Annotated in this window: 13 protein-coding genes; 9 read left to right on the top strand and 4 right to left on the bottom strand. The window is 71.8% G+C overall.

Features of this window, described 5'->3' with window-relative positions:
• The first annotated feature begins 134 nt into the window (after positions 1-134).
• From ABZ215_RS40065 to ABZ215_RS40040, 6 genes are all read left to right on the top strand, one after another.
• Positions 135-719, top strand: a complete 585-nt coding sequence (locus tag ABZ215_RS40065; RefSeq protein ID WP_354714524.1) for an exosortase/archaeosortase family protein — start codon at positions 135-137, stop codon at positions 717-719.
• Positions 716-2,086: a glycosyltransferase family 2 protein gene (locus tag ABZ215_RS40060; RefSeq protein ID WP_354955885.1), complete on the top strand. Its 1,371-nt coding sequence runs from the start codon at positions 716-718 to the stop codon at positions 2,084-2,086. The genes ABZ215_RS40065 and ABZ215_RS40060 overlap by 4 nt, the downstream gene beginning before the upstream one ends.
• A 53-nt stretch (positions 2,087-2,139) precedes the next feature.
• A complete protein-coding gene (locus tag ABZ215_RS40055; RefSeq protein ID WP_354955883.1) occupies positions 2,140-2,979 on the top strand; it encodes a septum formation family protein in 840 nt (279 codons plus the stop codon).
• Complete coding sequence (locus ABZ215_RS40050; RefSeq protein WP_354955881.1) at positions 2,976-4,646, top strand: hypothetical protein; 1,671 nt, start codon at positions 2,976-2,978, stop codon at positions 4,644-4,646. Before ABZ215_RS40055 ends, ABZ215_RS40050 begins: the two co-directional genes overlap by 4 nt.
• Positions 4,647-4,671: 25 nt before the next feature.
• Positions 4,672-5,361 (top strand): class E sortase, encoded by a 690-nt coding sequence (locus ABZ215_RS40045; protein ID WP_237336563.1) that lies wholly within the window; start codon positions 4,672-4,674, stop codon positions 5,359-5,361.
• Positions 5,362-5,557: 196 nt separating this feature from the next.
• The gene (locus tag ABZ215_RS40040) at positions 5,558-7,207 is read left to right on the top strand and encodes a DUF11 domain-containing protein (RefSeq protein WP_354955879.1); all 1,650 of its coding nucleotides are present in this window, start codon (positions 5,558-5,560) and stop codon (positions 7,205-7,207) included.
• A 47-nt stretch (positions 7,208-7,254) separates the two neighbouring features.
• Here the strand turns inward: ABZ215_RS40040 and ABZ215_RS40035 are convergent, their stop codons facing one another.
• Positions 7,255-8,241: an NADP-dependent oxidoreductase gene (locus ABZ215_RS40035; protein WP_354955877.1), complete on the bottom strand. Its 987-nt coding sequence runs from the start codon at positions 8,239-8,241 to the stop codon at positions 7,255-7,257.
• An 84-nt stretch (positions 8,242-8,325) separates the two neighbouring features.
• Here ABZ215_RS40035 and ABZ215_RS40030 point away from each other — a divergent pair, with 84 nt between their 5' ends.
• Positions 8,326-8,907: a TetR/AcrR family transcriptional regulator gene (locus ABZ215_RS40030; RefSeq protein ID WP_237336560.1), complete on the top strand. Its 582-nt coding sequence runs from the start codon at positions 8,326-8,328 to the stop codon at positions 8,905-8,907.
• 15 nt (positions 8,908-8,922) lie between these two features.
• Here ABZ215_RS40030 and ABZ215_RS40025 read toward each other — a convergent pair whose 3' ends face one another.
• From ABZ215_RS40025 to ABZ215_RS40015, 3 genes are all read right to left on the bottom strand, one after another.
• Entirely contained in the window at positions 8,923-9,798 is an 876-nt protein-coding gene (locus tag ABZ215_RS40025; protein ID WP_354955875.1) for a DUF5829 family protein, read from the bottom strand.
• 81 nt (positions 9,799-9,879) lie between these two features.
• Complete coding sequence (locus tag ABZ215_RS40020; RefSeq protein ID WP_354955873.1) at positions 9,880-11,022, bottom strand: NAD(P)/FAD-dependent oxidoreductase; 1,143 nt, start codon at positions 11,020-11,022, stop codon at positions 9,880-9,882.
• Positions 11,023-11,113: 91 nt separating this feature from the next.
• The gene (locus tag ABZ215_RS40015) at positions 11,114-12,025 is read right to left on the bottom strand and encodes a LysR family transcriptional regulator (RefSeq protein WP_235716086.1); all 912 of its coding nucleotides are present in this window, start codon (positions 12,023-12,025) and stop codon (positions 11,114-11,116) included.
• A gap of 114 nt (positions 12,026-12,139) precedes the next feature.
• On the opposite strand from ABZ215_RS40015, the gene ABZ215_RS40010 reads away from it, so the two are divergent.
• Both ABZ215_RS40010 and ABZ215_RS40005 read left to right on the top strand, forming a co-directional pair.
• A complete protein-coding gene (locus ABZ215_RS40010; RefSeq protein WP_354955871.1) occupies positions 12,140-13,447 on the top strand; it encodes an MFS transporter in 1,308 nt (435 codons plus the stop codon).
• Positions 13,448-13,461: 14 nt separating this feature from the next.
• Positions 13,462-15,111, top strand: a complete 1,650-nt coding sequence (locus ABZ215_RS40005; protein WP_354955869.1) for an amidohydrolase — start codon at positions 13,462-13,464, stop codon at positions 15,109-15,111.
• Positions 15,112-15,400: the final 289 nt, after the last annotated feature.

The raw sequence follows: 15,400 nt of genomic DNA, 5'->3' as shown, positions 1-15,400 counted from the left end.
GTTCATCCCGGTGCGGGCACCGGGATGAACACGGATCGCAGGCACGGCTGAGAGAGCGAGAGGACTGTGGGATCAGCGATGTGCACAGCTGAAAGTGGCCCGGCGAACCGGTGGGCGGCGACGGGGGAGGGCGCGTGACGAGCGAGAGCGCCGCCGTTCCCTGGTCCGGGATCCCGGCGAACCCGTCCGGGCACACGCACCGGTCCTGGCTGGGATGGCTGGCCGCGGCGCTGTGCTTCGGCGTCGCGGTGGCCCTGATCGCCTTCCAGGACAGCTACCGGATCTTCGAGACGTGGCTCGCCGGCGAACTGGTGACCGCTGTCTCCGGGCAGTTCACCTTCGCCGTGCCCGGGCATCCGGTGCTGTACTTCCGGACGTCGGCCTCGCCCGGCGTCATGGGCATCAACGTCTCCCTGGCCTGCAGCAGCGCCCTGCTCGTGGCCCCGTTGTTCCTGACCTCCGGCGCGCTGTTCCTGTCCAGGGCCCGCTCCCGGGTGCGGCTCGTCCTCGCGACGCTGCTCGGCTTCCTCATCATCGCGGTCGCCAACAACATCCGGCTGATGCTGATCGTGATGCTCGGCGGCCGCTTCGGCGAGACCGGGCTCGACTGGGCCCACGTGCTCATCGGGTCGCTGGTGATGCTCACCGCGGGCGGTGTCGCGATCCTGCTCTACATCAGGATCACGACCGGACGGGGCCGGGAGGCGGACGGCCGATGAACCTGCTGGAAGTCTCGATCAGCCTGTCGTTCTTCCTCGGACTGGTCTTCCTGGCCTATGTGTGCATCCTGGTGCGCGGGTTCGTCAAGGCGAAGCCGGAGCGGCCGGGCGACCCCGGCGAGCTGGACTGGCACTTCGTCATCCCCTGCCGGGACGAGCAGGCCGTGATCGGCGGCACGCTCGCGTACCTGGAGAGCACCTTCCCCGAGGCGCACCTGTGGGTGATCGACGACGCCTCCGGCGACGACACCGCGGCCATCGTCGCCGAGCGGGCGGCCCGCAACCCCCGCATCCACCTGCTGGAGCGGAAACTGCCCGACGCCCGCAAGGGGAAGGGCGCCGCGCTGAACCACGGCTACCGCGAGATCAGCCGGCACGTCGGCGATTCGGAGCTGCGGGCCCGCACGATCGTCGTGGTGGTGGACGCGGACGGCAGGCCGTCGGCCAACATGCTCGAGCTGTGCGCGGGACCGGACGCGTTCGCCGACCAGGCGGTCGGCGCGGTGCAGGTCGAGGTCCGGATGGTCAACCGGGACGTCCAGCGGCCGCTGCCGGGCAAGGGGCCGCTGGCGAACAAGTTCGCGGCGATGCTCGCACGCATGCAGGACATCGAGTTCCGCGGCCCGATCTCGGCCATGCAGATCATCCGTCGCCGGACGGGCACCGTGAACATGGGCGGCAACGGCCAGATGAACCGGCTCACCGCGCTGGACAGCATCGCGGGGGAGACGGCGGAACCCTGGGGCAACGCGCTCCTGGAGGACTTCGAGCTGGGCCTGCGGCTGATGCTCGCGGGCTGGCGGACTGCCTACAGCCGAGGGTCCTGGGTGGACCAGGAGGCGTTGTGGAGCCTGCCGCCGCTGGTCGTGCAACGCACCCGGTGGGCGCAGGGATCCATGCAGTGCCTCCGGTACCTGCCCCGGGTGTGGGGATCGCCGTGCTTCTCCACCGCGGGCTTCCTGGAGATCCTCTACTTCATGCTGCGGCCGTGGGTCCAGGTCGTCGGCTCGATCGTGTACGTCATCCCGCTGGCGGTCTTCGCCTTCAACGCCGCGGCCTACCGCGACTTCATGGCCGGCTTCCTGGCCAACGGCGGCCTGCTGCTCATGTTCGCCTACGGCGTCGTGGGGATCGCGGAGTTCGCGATCTGGGGCTGGTTCTACCGGTCCCGCTGCGAACCCGGGGTGACCCGCCGCTCCGCCGTCTACTACGGACTGTCGGTCGCGCTGTACTCGGTCCTGAACTACGTCATCGCCTGGCGGGCCTTCGGCAGGTTCGTCAGTGGCCGGGGCAGCTGGAAGAAGACACAGCGCAACAGCGAGCTGGCCGGGGCGCGGGCGCCGGCCGTCGGCGCCGTCACGAAATGAGGTCGGGAACAGTGCGACGCGCAATCGCCCGGGGCGCCTGGGCAAGCTTGTTGGTGATCGTCACGCTGGGCGGGGTCGCGCTGGCCGCCGCGGGCTTCATCCAGAGCCCGCCCGGCCTCGGCGCGGGAGAGCTGCGCACCAAGTGGGACGTCGGGGCCTGCCACCGGCTCGACCAGCCGGTGGAGACCTCGTGGGCGTTCCTCACCGACACCAAACCGGTGGTGCCGTGCGACAGCGAGCACACCACCGAGACCTACCAGGTGGTGGAGCTGCCCGCCGACCTGGCCGCGCAGCCGGAGCGGCCCAGCCCGGTGCTGCTGCAGAAGGAAGGACCCCCGCTGTGCGGCGGCGACGTGCTGAACGCCTACGTGGGCGCCGACGAGCGCGACGCCGTCCGCGACCTCACGACCGTCGCCTTCTTCCCGACCGAGGAGGAGTGGCGCGGCGGCGAGCGGCGGATGCGGTGCGACGTGATGAACGTGCCCCGTGGGCAGTTGACGCCGGTGGCAGTGTCGTTCCCGTTCAAGGACTCCCTGAAGACCCCGGACGGGTCCCGTTTCCGCACCTGCCGTCTCGACGGCAGCGAGGTGACGTGCGACCAGCCGCACAACCGCGAGCTGGTGAACCCGTGGCTGCTGTTCGGCCCGGACCAGGTGGAGAAGGGCCGGGACTTCATGGTCGGCGTGGCGCACCAGCTGTGCGGTCCCGAGGCGGAGGCCTACCTGGGCGCGCCGCCCGCGTCGCGGCCGGATCTCACGGTGGTGGTCGAGGTGCCCGGCGACCCGTCGATCCGGCAGGACAGCCGGGTGGGCCGGTGCTGGCTGGCGCCGTCGAATCCGGCGGTGACCCTCGACCGGAGCGTCCGGGCCTACCCGGCGGGGGCGAGCGCGTGACCACCGTGCGGCGCACCTGGTCCTGGCTCACCGAGCCGGGACGGCGCATCCCCGTGGTCTCCACCGCGCTGGGCGTGCTGTGGACCGTGATCATGCTGGCCCGCCTGTTCGTCGGCGGCGCGGTGGGGCTCGCGGACAACTTCGACGGCCACCGTCTGATGTGCCAGCTCCAGGTCGCCGCGGTGCCCAACGGCCACGACACCTGGGCCTACCTGAACCCGGTGTACGACACCCACGTCTGGTACGGCGAAGCGTGCAGCGCGGGTGGCACCGGCGAGCCGTACCTGAGCAGCCAGTGGTACTTCCTGTGGCTGGCGAAACTGCTCACCCCGGTGTTCGGCTTCGACCACGCGCTCGACCTGCGCGTGCTCGGGGTGGTCGTGTCGGTGTTCTTCGGCGTGGCCATCGGGCTGATCTGCGCCGCGCTCCCGCTGCCCGTGTGGGTGCGGGTGCTGGTGGTGTCGCTGATCGGCCTGTTCACTGCCGACTCCACGATCGCCCCCTACTTCGTCTCGCCGCTGAGCGAGCCGGCCGCGCTCATCGGGATGCTGCTGATCGTCGCCGCGCTGCTCCGCCTGTTGCGCCGGAACTTCGTCACCGTCGCCGACCTGCTGCTGGTGTCGGCCGCCGTGTTGTGGACGGTGATGGCGAAGACGCAGACGATCACCATGTTCGCCGGGATGCTGCCGGCCATGCTGGTCCGGCCGGTGCGCTTCCCGTGGCTGGAGAAACTGCGCAGGACGCGCCGCGAACTCGGCCCGGAACCGCCACGCGGGCTGGGGCGGCGGGCGCTGGTGGGTGCGCTTCGGCGGGCGCCCGCGGTCGTGATCTGCGGGTTGCTCGTGTTCGGGTGTGTCCAGTTCGCGAGCTCGCAGTCGCGATGGCTCACCGAGATCTACCACTTCCACCAGGTGTTCGGGACGATCCTGCCCCTGGGTTCGGACCCGCGGCAGGACCTGCGTGACCTCGGCGTGGACGAGAGCCTGGCCCGGTACGACGGCGAGTCGATCCTGGCGCTGTCCGGGCCGGGAGAGGTGCCGCAGGGCTACCGCGAGTTCCTCGACGACATGAGCATGACCAGGATCGTCGAGTTCTACGCCACCCATCCGGCGCGGATCTTCGCGGTGCTCGACCGCGGGCTGGACGCGGTGACCCAGGCCCGGCCCGGTTACCTCGGCAACTACCTGCCGGACAGCGGGAAACCGGCCTACAGCCAGGAAAACCGGGTGTTCGCCGGGGGAGCGCTGTTCACCCTGTTCCGGCCGGTCCGCTGGGTGGTGTTCCCCGCGCTGTGGCTGGGTTCGCTCGCGCTCGGCGCGTGGCTCGCCCTGCACCGGCGGCTGGGCGCCGCGGGGCGCAGCATCGGCTGGCTGCTGGTGGCGCTCTCGCTCAACACCATGGCGCAGCTGGCGTCCGTGCTGCTGTCGGACGGGCTGAACGACATCGTCAAGCACTCGGTCTTCGTGGTCTACAGCACGTTCCTGTTGTTCCCCGCGCTGGTGGCGGCGTTCGGCGCGATCGACAAGATCGGCCGGCCCGACCAGTTCCTGCCCGGCCAGAAGCTGCCGAACACCGGCGTGCCGTGGCCCTGGCAGCGCAAGCGCGCGCGGCAGGTCACGAGCGCCGTGCGGGGCGGCGAACGGGAACGGGAACTGGAACCGGTGTGAGCGGGGGTTCCGGAGGGGAGGTTCGGTGAGCACAGCCGTCGCGAGGCCGAGGATCGGGTGGAAACCGCGGATCTACGGCGCCCTCGGGAGCACCTGCCTCACGCTCGGCTTCGTCGCCCTGCTGTTCGTGGTCTACCAGCTGTACGTCGTGCCGGCCCGCACCGGCGCGGAACAACGCACGCTGGAGCAGGAACTGATCCAGCAGTGGGAGCAGCCGGACCCGTCCGGTCTGCCCGCGCCGGTGGTCGGCAACCCGTGGGACGCGGCGGTGCCGGCCCAGGGGCAGCCCCTGGTGCGGTTGTCCATCCCGCGGCTGGGCGCGCGCTGGGTGGTCGTGGAGGGTGTGACACTGGCCGATCTGCGGCGCGGTCCGGGCCACTATCCCGGCACCGCTTTTCCCGGCCAGCCGGGCAACTTCGCCGTGGCCGGGCACCGCGCGCCGCGCGTGTTCTGGGATCTGGACCGGATCGCCGCGGGCGACGCGATCCAGGTTCAGGCCGGCGCGACCGAGTACACCTACACGGTCACCGGCACCGAGATCGTCCGGCCCGATGACGTCGGCGTGATCGCGCCGGTGCCCGGTGATCCGGGCGCGCAGCCGGTCGAACCGGTTCTCACGCTGACGACATGCAACCCGAAGTGGGCCAGCTACCAGCGGCTGATCGTCCACGCGAGCCTGTCCGGCGTCCGGACCGTGCCGATCGAGGCGGGCTGAGCCGGGTGTCCACATGCGACACCTCCTCCGATCGGACGAGGCGCCGCACGGAGTTCCGCAGGTGCACGGCACCACGGTGGGGCGACCGGACACCGGGCGCGTCATGTCGGCGTGAGTTCGTCCCGTCTTGTCTACGCGGGCGGTTCCGCTCGCACCGTCTCGATCGGATTGGAGCTTTTGCGATGGAGGAGGAGACGTGACGCGACCACGACAATGGTGGAAGTCGTCCATGGTGCGCCGGGCCGGCGCGGTGGCCGGGGTGGCGGCGGTCGTCGCGGCGACCGGCGCGTCGTTCGCGATGGCCACCACCCCCGGGTCGCCCGGCACGCCACAGGCGCCGACGACGATCTACGCCGAGAACTTCCAGAACCGCCCGGCCGCGACTCCGATCGTCCGGCTGAACCAGTACACCGGGGCCAGCGGCCAGCGATACACCGCCGACGCGCCGTGGCTGCGGCAGTGCAACGGCTGGATCGCCTCGTCGGCCCAGCCGGTGGCGCCCACCGCCCAGGTCAACGACTGCGGGAACCAGGGAACCTGGAACGCGGTGCAGCAGATGGCCTACGCGCTGGGCGTCTACACCGGCATCGCCCCGGGCAGCAACTACGCGGTGTCGGCCATGACCTCGGGCAACCCGGGTGCTCCGCACGTCGAGTTCAAGACCGCCTCGAACATCCCGTTCAGCGGCAGCAACCGGTTCGTCACGTTCAGCGTGGACGTCGCGGCGATCAACTGCTTCGCCAACCACCCGCTGCTGCAGTTCTCGTTGCTCGACGGGGCGGGGACGGCGATCCCGGTCGGTTCCCAGATCGACGGCTGCAGCGCGTCACGGACGATCAACGTGCCGCAGATCGGATCGGCCCCGGCCAAGACCGCCACTGTCGGCACCTACACCTCCAACGGCGCGGTGCTGGTCAACGGCAGCTCGATCGGCGTGCAGATGGTCAACAACCAGCCCAGCGGCACTGGCAACGACCACGCCTTCGACAACATCAAGATCCTCGACGTGACGCCGCAGCTGGACAAGTCGTTCAGCCCGGTGGAGGTGAACACCGGCGGGACGTCGACGCTGACGTTCACCATCACCAACACCAGCGAGCTGGCGGCGAAGAACGGCTGGTCGTTCACCGACGCGCTGCCCGCCGGGCTGACGGTGGCAGGCGCCGGGACGACGAACTGCCCGAGCGGTGCGGTGACCGCGGCGGCCGGCGCCACGTCGGTCAGCGTGACCGGCAACCTGACCGCGGGGATGGCGTCGTGCACCGTGAGCGTGCCGGTGACCTCCGGCACGGCAGGCAGCTACACCAACGGTCCCGGCAACATGTCGCTGGTGGGGCTCAACCCGCCCGCGAACACGACGGTCACGTTCGTGGAGCCGGACCCGAGCGCCGACCTGGCGCTGAGCAAGACCGCACCGCAGGACGAGGTGCAGCCCGGCGACCGCATCACCTACACGCTCACGGTGATGAACCTCGGCCCGGCGGAGTCCTCCGGTCACACCGTGACCGACCCGATCCCGGCCGGCCTGGTCGACGTTCGGGTGCCCGCGGGCTGCTCGATCGGCTCGGACAGCGTGATCACCTGCACCGGTGGCCCGCTGGCCGCCGGTGACTCGGTGAGCTACGAGATCTCCGGCACGGTGGACGCGGTCAACGGGGACGGGGCGGCGAAGTACCTGACCAACGCCGCCCAGGTCACCGGGAACGACCCGGACAGCGACCCGGGCAACAACACCGGTTCCAAGACGGTGCGGGTCGTGCCGGTGGTGAGCCTCGCCATCGGTGGTCTCGGCGCCCTGGCCGGCGCCGGCGCGTGGTTCCTGCGCCGGCGGTCGACCCTCAACTGACAGGGGAGAAGGCGGCTCGTCGCACCGCGGCGAGCCGCCTTCACCGGCTACGGCCGGAAATTCGCGGCCTTCGGTCCACAGTCGATGACGACCTTCCCGTGCACGTGCCGCCCCGCCTGGAGCTCGACCGCGGCGCGGATCTGCTCGACCGGGAAGGTCGCCGCGATCGGCACCCGGAGCCGGCCCGCCGCGACCAGGCCGGCGATCTCCTCGAGGGCGCCCTGGGGCGCGTTGGCGCCGTTCGCCGGCGTGATCCCGTCGATCTGGGCGGCGATGGTGGTGATGCGTGCGTCGGGCACGCCGAGTTCGCGTGCCGCCTGCGCGGTGTCCGTCCCGTGCAGGTCCATGGCCGCGGTGACCCCGGCCGGAGCCAGGGCGCGGACCCGGTCGACCAGGCCGTCGCCATAGGTCACCGGCTCGGCCCCCAGGGCTCGCAGGGCCTCGGCCGAGGACGCCGACCCCGTCCCGATCACCCGCGCACCCGCTCGGCGCGCGAGCTGGACAGCGAACACGCCGACCCCGCCTCCCGCGCCACCGACGAGCACCGTGTCACCCGGGCCGGGGCCGACCACGGCCAGCGCCGCGGCCGCCGTCCGGCCCGCGATGGCGAGGGTGGCGGCGGTGCGGTCGTCGACGCCGTCCGGGGTGCGGTGCGCCTCGCCGCCCACCGCGATGGTCCCCGCCTCGTCCACGACGACGTGGTCGGCGACCGCGCGGGACAGGGCGCCGCCGAACACCCGGTCGCCGACCGCGAACTCGCGCACGCCGTCGCCGACCTGGTCCACGACCCCGGCGTAGTCGGTGCCGAACCCGCACGGCAGGCTCAAGCCGAATCGCGCCGCGGTCTCCGCGTCCGAGGTCATGAACCAGTCCATCGGGTTCAGGCCGGCCGCGGCGACCCGCACGCGGATCTGCCCCGGACCGGCCACCGGCACGGGCACCTCGCGGACGGTCAGGGCCTCCGGTCCGCCGAACGACTCGAACTGAACCGCCCGGCTCGTCGTCACCGGCGTGGTGACGTTCGGTTCTGCCATGCTCACCTGTCTCCTGTCGCGGCTCAGCAAGCGGACTATGCTCCGTTTCAACACCAGGCTAGCACAAGTGGAGCGTGATCCGTTTTGGCCGCCGAGGAGACCCGCAGACCGCGCGCGGACGCGGCCCGCAACCGGCAGCAGCTGCTGGAGGTCGCGACCCGCTTGTTCGCCTCGTCGGAGACCGAGCCGTCGATGCGCGCGATCGCCAGTGCGGCCGGGGTCGGCATCGCCACGCTCTACCGGCACTTCCCGACCCGGGAGTCGCTGGTCGACGCGGTCTACCGGGACCAGGTCACGCGGCTCACCTCCGGCGCCCGTGAGCTGCTCGCCGAACTCGACCCGCCCGCGGCGCTGCGACGCTGGATGGACCTGTTCGGCGAGTGGATCGCCACCAAGAACGGGATGCTCGACACGCTGCTCGCGATGATCGAATCGGGGGAGATCGGGCACGCCCACACCCGGACCGAGCTGCTCGGGGCCATCGACGAGATCCTGGACGCCGGTCGCGCGAGCGGGCAACTCCGTGGCGACGTCCCCGCCGAAGACATCGCCGCCGCACTGATCGGCATCTTCACCGTGGCCGGTTCGCCCGGGCACAAGGCGATGGCAGACCGGCTGCTGAACCTCCTGATGGACGGGCTCCGGCCTTCCTCGCGGCGGCGTTGATCCGCATGCGGATCCCTAGTCCCGGAACTCGAACGTCCAGTGCGCACGCGGTCCCGGCCCGACCACCAGTTCGGAGTCGCCGATCCGCTCCACGTGGCGGTGATTCACCGCCTCGCTGAGCGAAAACTCGACACTCCGCAACCCGATTTCGGCCGGTGGCACGACATCCAGCCGGATCGTGGTGCCGCCGCGCGTGGCCACCGTGCCGTGCGGGGTGGTCCGGACCGCGAAACCGCCGGCCCGCAGCAGCGGCACCGTGTCGGCGTGGTCGCCCGCGGTGATCCCGATCCGGATCGCGGTGACTTCGCGCATCAGGTGGCCGGCGTAGTCGTCCGGCAGGACGCGTTCCCGTCCCACGTCGCCCGGGTACGAGGCCGGCTCGGTGTTGCTCCGCGGGTCGGCGAAGAACTCCGGCCGGTACTCCATGCCCCACGCGCCGAAGGCGTCGTAGCTGGTGATGCCGCTGGTGAAGACCACGTCGAACCACGGGACCGGGACGCCGTCGCCGAAGTCGCGCGTCTGCAGGGACAGGACCGGTTCGTCGCCCAGTGCCCGCAGCCGCTCGGCCGCAGCCGCCAGGTCGCCGTCCCGCTCGGCCGACACCGCCAGCCCGCCTGCGCCGAGGACACCGTTCTGGCCGGCCAGGTCGCCGACCCCGAACAGCTCCAGGTACGTTTCCCGGCCCAGCACGTAACGGGCGGTCCACGTCTGCCCACCGCCGGTGGTGGTCCGGACCTGGAAGTTGGCGAATTCGCGCAGGAACTGCGAATGCTCGACCGCGTCCGCCGTTTCGCGGTCGATCACCCCGTACGCGTGGTTGAAGTACAGCAACTGCCTGTCCCCGGCGGCGGTCGCCGGGGCGCCGGCGGTTCCGGCGAATCCCACGACCATCGCGCAAAGCATGCTGAGAATTCTTCGATGTCTCCCCATGCCGACGACAGTAGAACCGTGTTGCCGGAATCGTTCCGGCCGTCACCCGTTTTGCGCAGTACCGGTCCGGTCCTCGAACAGGGCGGCCAGGCTCTGCGGGACGCTGTCGCCGAAAACGCTTTCCAGGACGGCGCTCTCGTCGGGTGGGTTTGCGGCCCGCGTGAACATCGCCTGTTCGTACTCGGCCAGTGCGGTTTCGGCGTCGTCGTGGGCGGCGAGCGCCTGGGCGAGTTCGGCGCCGTCCAGCATGGCCAGGTTCGCGCCTTCGCCGTTGGGTGCGGCGAGGTGCGCGGCGTCGCCGACGAGCGTCGCTCCCGGCACGCGCTCCCAGCGATGCCCGGTGGGCAGGGTGTGGTGCGGGCGCAGGACCGGCGCGGTGTCGCTGTCGGTGATCAGCGCGGTCAGTTCCGGCGCCCAGCCGTCGAACTCCCGCGCGATCCGCGCGGTGGCCGCCGCGGGGTCGGCGAAGTCCACGGCGGCGAACCAGTCCAGCGGCCGGGTGAGTTCGATGTAGCCGTGCAGGGTGTCGCCGCGCTCGCGGTGGGCGAAGATCGCCGCGTCCGGGGTGGGGCCGTGCGCGATCATCGATCCGCCGCCGACCGCCTTCGCCGTGGCGGGGTGCCGCGTGTCGGCGTCGAACAGGTACGTCTCGACGAACGCGGTGCCGGTGTACTCGGGTGTGGCGCCGGTCAGCAGCGGCCGGACCCGGGACCACGCGCCGTCGGCGCCGACCAGCAGGTCCGTGACGACGGTGCGGCCGTCGGTGAAGGTCACCTCGTGCCGCCCGTCGCCGAGGGTGCGGGCGCCGCTCGCCCTGTGTCCCCAGTGGACGGTGCCGGCGGGCAGCGCGTCGAGCAGCATCCGGCGCAGCTCGCCGCGCTGCACCTCGGGGCGGCCGCCGGTGCCGTCGTCGGACTTCTCGAACAGCACGGCGCCGGTCCGGTCGAGGATCCGCATCGCCTGGCGGCCCTCCAGCACGAGGCCGCGGAACTCCGCCATCAGGCCGGCGGCCGCCACGGCGAGCTGACCGTTGTAGTCGTGGATGTCGAGCATCCCGCCCTGCGTGCGCGCCATCGGCGAGGGCTCTGCCTCGTAGACGTCGGCCGGGATGCCGTGGACGTGCAGCACGCGGGCGAGGGTGAGCCCGCCGAGGCCGGCGCCGATGATCGTGACTGGGCTGCGCATCGGGAACTTCCTCCAGTGTCGGGAACATCGTCGTCGCCGACACTGGCGGGGTTCGCTGGCACCGGGCGCACAGCACGCTGACAGCGGCCTGTCAGGCGCCGCCTTCCGGTGCGGCGGGCGGGTCGTCGACGTGCACCGCTTCCGGGACGTCCGCGTGCCATTCCGCGAACTCCTCGACCCAGCGGGAGATCGACTCGGCGGCGTAGTGGCTCGGGTCCCAGCCGGCGTGCAGGCCGAGCCGGATCTGGCGCCCGTCCAGCATGATCCGCACCGCGTGCAGGCCGAACGCCGGGGCGTTGGTCATCACCGCGGCGCCGCGGCCGCTCGCCGCGAGGCCTTGCGCCATGAAGGCCGAGCTCATCTCGATCGCCTCCGGCACATCGACGCCCGCGGTAGCGACCGCCTCGTCGAACGCCAGCCGCGCCACGTTCGTCCGGTCCATCAGCACCAGCGGGTGCCGCGCCAGCTCGCGGATCTCCACGTCGGAGCGGCCGGCCAGCGGGTGGTCGCCCGCGACGTGGACGGTGATCCCCAGGTCGACGAGCCGCCGGGAGGCCCACTCGGCGGGCGGCGCCACGGTGGACACCCCCAGGTCCGCGCCCAGCACCCGCGTGCGCTCGAACACCGCGACCGGCTCGCATTCGAGCGCGTCGATCACCGGGTGGCGCGCCCCGCGTTCGGCGGTGAACGGCGCCAGCGACCGGACGATCGTGGTGAACGGCGCGACCACCCGCCACCGCGCGCCGCGGATCTGGTCCAGCCCGACGGCGTCGCGGGCCATCTGCTCGCGCAGCACCAGGTCCCGCGCCGCGTCGAGGAATCGCCTGCCGGCGTGCGTCAGGCTCAGCGCGCCGTGGCCCCGCTGGAACAGGGTGACGCCGAGCTCCTGCTCCAGCGCGCGCAGCTGCCGGGACACCGACGGTTGCGTGACGTGCAGGCGCCGTGACCCCTCGGTGATCGAACCCGCCTCCGCGACCGCGAGGAAGTACTTCACCACCCGCATCTCCACGGCGCATGCCTCCCGAGCATCAACTTCTTGCGGAATCAGTATTCGACAGCATGGCACGTGGCCACTGAGAATTCCTGGCACGTTCACCCGCATCACACCGGAGGCGACATGTCCGAGGACGAGACGGCCGCACGTCAGGGCAGGCGTGCCCGCATCGCGGCCTTCGTGGGCACCGCGGTCGAGTGGTACGACTTCTACATCTTCGGCACCGCCGCGGCGATCGCCTTCGGGCCGGTGTTCTTCCCGACGTTCGACACGTCCTCGGCGCTGCTGGCGTCGTTCGCGACGTTCTGGGCGGGTTTTCTCGCGCGCCCGATCGGCGGCATCGTGTTCGGGCACCTCGGCGACCGGCTGGGCCGGAAGAACACGCTGGTCGCGACCCTGTTGATCATGGGCGTGGCGACGTTCGCGATCGGCGTGCTGCCGGGGTACGCGACCATCGGGGTCGCCGCGCCGATCCTGCTCGTGCTGCTGCGCGCGCTCCAGGGCTTCGCCGTCGGCGGGGAGTGGGGCGGCGCCGTCCTGCTGGCCACCGAGAGCGGGCCGGGCGGCCGCGCGCTGCGGGGCGGGATGTTCGTGCAGCAGGGCTCGCCCGCGGGCAACATCCTCGCGACCCTCGTCATGGCGCTGGTCGCGGCGCTGCCCGGCGACGCCTTCGCGACGTGGGGCTGGCGGATCCCGTTCCTGCTGTCGGCCCTGCTCGTCGTCATCGGGCTGGTGACCCGCCTGAAACTGGAGGAGTCGCGGGAGTTCACCCAGCGCGTCGAGCAGGCGCCGCCGGTGAAGCTGCCGATCGCCGAGCTGCTCGCCCACCACTGGCGGCGGGTCGTCGCCGCCGTGTTCGCCAGCGCGCTCGGCATCGGGATGGCCTACTTCCTCAGCACGTTCATGCTCGCCTACGCGACCTCGCAGCTCGGCGTCAGCCGCCAGGTCATGCTGAACCTGCTGCTGGCCAACGCGGTCCTGCAGTTCCTGTGGCAGCCGGTGGCCACCCGGCTCGCGGAGCGGATCGGCGCGGCCCGGTTCATGGTCGGCACACTGGCGGCCACCGCGGCGCTGGCCGTGCCGATGTTCCTGCTCGCCGGCACCGGGAAACCCGCGCTCATCCTGCTCGGCATCGGGCTGAGCACGATCACCGGGACGGGCTACTACGCGGTGCTCGCCGGGTTCCTCGCCCAGGCGTTCCCGGTGGGCGTGCGCTACACCGGCATCTCGTTCTCCTACCAGCTCTGCTCGACGGTCATCGGCGGCACGACGCCGTTGCTCGCGCAGCTCTTCCTCACACTCGGCGATGGCCACTGGTCGGGGGTGGCGGTGTTCTACCTCGTCCTCATCGGAGTGACCGCGGGCGGCGTGACCGTGCTGTCCGCGCTCGTCCGCAGGTCCGCCACGACAACCGTCACCGCTTCGGTCTGAACAGGACGTTCCTCATGCGCATCGACACGATCATCACCAACGCCCGTATCACCACGCTCGACCCGGCGCGTCCGCACGCGCACTCGGCCGGCGTGCTGCACGGCCGGATCGTCGGCTTCGACGAGGAGCTCGACGGCGTCAGCGCGGACGCGCGCCACGACCTCGGCGGGGCGCCGGTCGTGCCCGGGTTCAACGACGCCCACCTGCACTTCTCCATGCTGGGCAAGGAGATGACGCAGCTCGACCTCTCCGCCGAGGCCGCCCCGACGCTCGACGCGCTCTACCGCCGCGTCGAGGAGTGGGCGGCGGCCAAACCCGAGGGCGCGTGGGTGATCGGCAATGGCTACGACCAGAACAAGATCGGCGAGCACCCCACGCGGCAGGTGCTCGACCGGATCGCCGGCGGCAGGCCGGTCTACCTGGTGCACACCTCGAACCACATGGCGGTGGCGAACACCGAAGCGTTCCGCCGGGCCGGGCACCCCGATCCGGACGTGGTGGCGGCGCCGCCCGGCGGCAGCGTCGTGTTCCGCGACGGCGTGAGCACGGGCCTGCTGCAGGAGCAGGCCATGACGCTGGTCAGCCACGTGCTCAAGCCGGTGCCGCAGGAGGAGCTGGTGGCGGCGCTGGAAGCCGCGTCGGCGTGGGCGTTGCGCCACGGGCTGACCAGCGTGACCGAGCCGGGGATCGGCGGACGGCTGATCGGCCACGGTCCCGCCGACGCCCGGGCGTTCCAGACCGCGTACGAGCGCGGGAAAGTCCGCACGCGCGTCACGGCGATGCCGTTCATCGACGCGGTGCACGACCTGGGGCGGGTCGACGACGGCCTGGACGGCTGGGGGCTGGACCTCGGGCTGCGCAGCGGGATCGGCGACGAGTGGTTCCGGCTGGGGCCGGTCAAGATCGTGTCCGACGGGTCGTTGATCGGCCGGACCGCGGCGATGTGCTGCGACTACCGCGACAGCCCCGGCAACCGCGGGTTCCTGCTCGCCGAAGCCGAGGCGTTGCGGGAGAACATCCTGCGCGGCCACGAGAACGGGTGGCAGATCGCGACGCACGCCATCGGCGATCACGCGCTGGACGTCGTGCTCGGCGCGTACGAGGAGGCCCAGAAACGCCTGCCGCGGCCCGATGCCCGGCACCGTATCGAGCACGTCGGGGTCGCCTCCGACGAGCAGGTCGCGCGGATCGTGTCGGCGGGTGTGATCCCGGTGCCGCAGGGTCGGTTCATCTCCGCGCTGGGCGACGGTTTCCTGGCCGCGCTGGGCGCGGATCGCGCGGAGCGCGCGTACCGGATGCGCAGTTTCGTCGAGGCCGGTGTCGAGCTGCCCGGATCGACCGACGCGCCGGTGGTGCCGGGGGAGCCGTTGATCAGCATCCACGACATGGTCAACCGCCGCTCGGCGTCCGGCGCGCCGATCGCCCCGGCCGAAGCGCTCACCCCGGCGCAGGCCCTGCGGGCGTACACGATCGGCTCGGCGCACGCCGTGCACGAGGAGTCGCGCAAGGGCCCGTTGCGGCGGGGCAACCTGGCCGACCTCACCGTGCTGTCGGACGACCTGCTCCAGGTGGCGCCCGAGCGCATCCGAGAGCTGCAAATCCGCGCGACGATGGTGGGTGGCGTGTTCGGTTATGACGCGGAGGGCGAGCTGGCCCCGTCCTGACGCGACGATGGCTCAGGGGAGGTACGCACTCGCCCGGCGAGCGCCATCCTGAACGCTCGCCGAGCGTGGCCTTCCCGGGGGCCGAGGCGGGTGGCGGTTCGCCCTCCGGGAGGTGATGGCCCGTCCGCCGTTTGTGGCGGCGGGTCAGGACTGCGGGGGCCGAGGCGGGTGGCGGTTCGCCCTCCGGGAGGTGATGGTCCGCCCGCCGTTTGTGGCGGCGGGTCAGGACTGCGGGGGCCGAGGCGGGTGGAGGAGCACTGGAGCGCGACGACCGAGCTGTCCGGGAAGC

Source organism: Amycolatopsis sp. NPDC006131 (genome assembly GCF_040614175.1).
Taxonomy (GTDB): domain Bacteria; phylum Actinomycetota; class Actinomycetes; order Mycobacteriales; family Pseudonocardiaceae; genus Amycolatopsis_E; species Amycolatopsis_E tucumanensis.
The sequence above is the reverse complement of the archived record's forward strand: the minus strand, read 5'-3'. Positions and strand labels throughout refer to the sequence as shown.

What these genes read in the sequence shown, in the direction of transcription:
- ABZ215_RS40025 (WP_354955875.1), bottom strand. Translation starts at nt 9,798, where the DNA reads ATGGTCGTGGGATTCGCCGGAACCGCCGGCGCCCCGGCGACCGCCGCC.
- ABZ215_RS40015 (WP_235716086.1), bottom strand. Translation starts at nt 12,025, where the DNA reads ATGCGGGTGGTGAAGTACTTCCTCGCGGTCGCGGAGGCGGGTTCGATC.
- ABZ215_RS40035 (WP_354955877.1), bottom strand. Translation starts at nt 8,241, where the DNA reads ATGGCAGAACCGAACGTCACCACGCCGGTGACGACGAGCCGGGCGGTT.
- ABZ215_RS40020 (WP_354955873.1), bottom strand. Translation starts at nt 11,022, where the DNA reads ATGCGCAGCCCAGTCACGATCATCGGCGCCGGCCTCGGCGGGCTCACC.
- ABZ215_RS40005 (WP_354955869.1), top strand. Translation starts at nt 13,462, where the DNA reads ATGCGCATCGACACGATCATCACCAACGCCCGTATCACCACGCTCGAC.
- ABZ215_RS40060 (WP_354955885.1), top strand. Translation starts at nt 716, where the DNA reads ATGAACCTGCTGGAAGTCTCGATCAGCCTGTCGTTCTTCCTCGGACTG.
- ABZ215_RS40010 (WP_354955871.1), top strand. Translation starts at nt 12,140, where the DNA reads ATGTCCGAGGACGAGACGGCCGCACGTCAGGGCAGGCGTGCCCGCATC.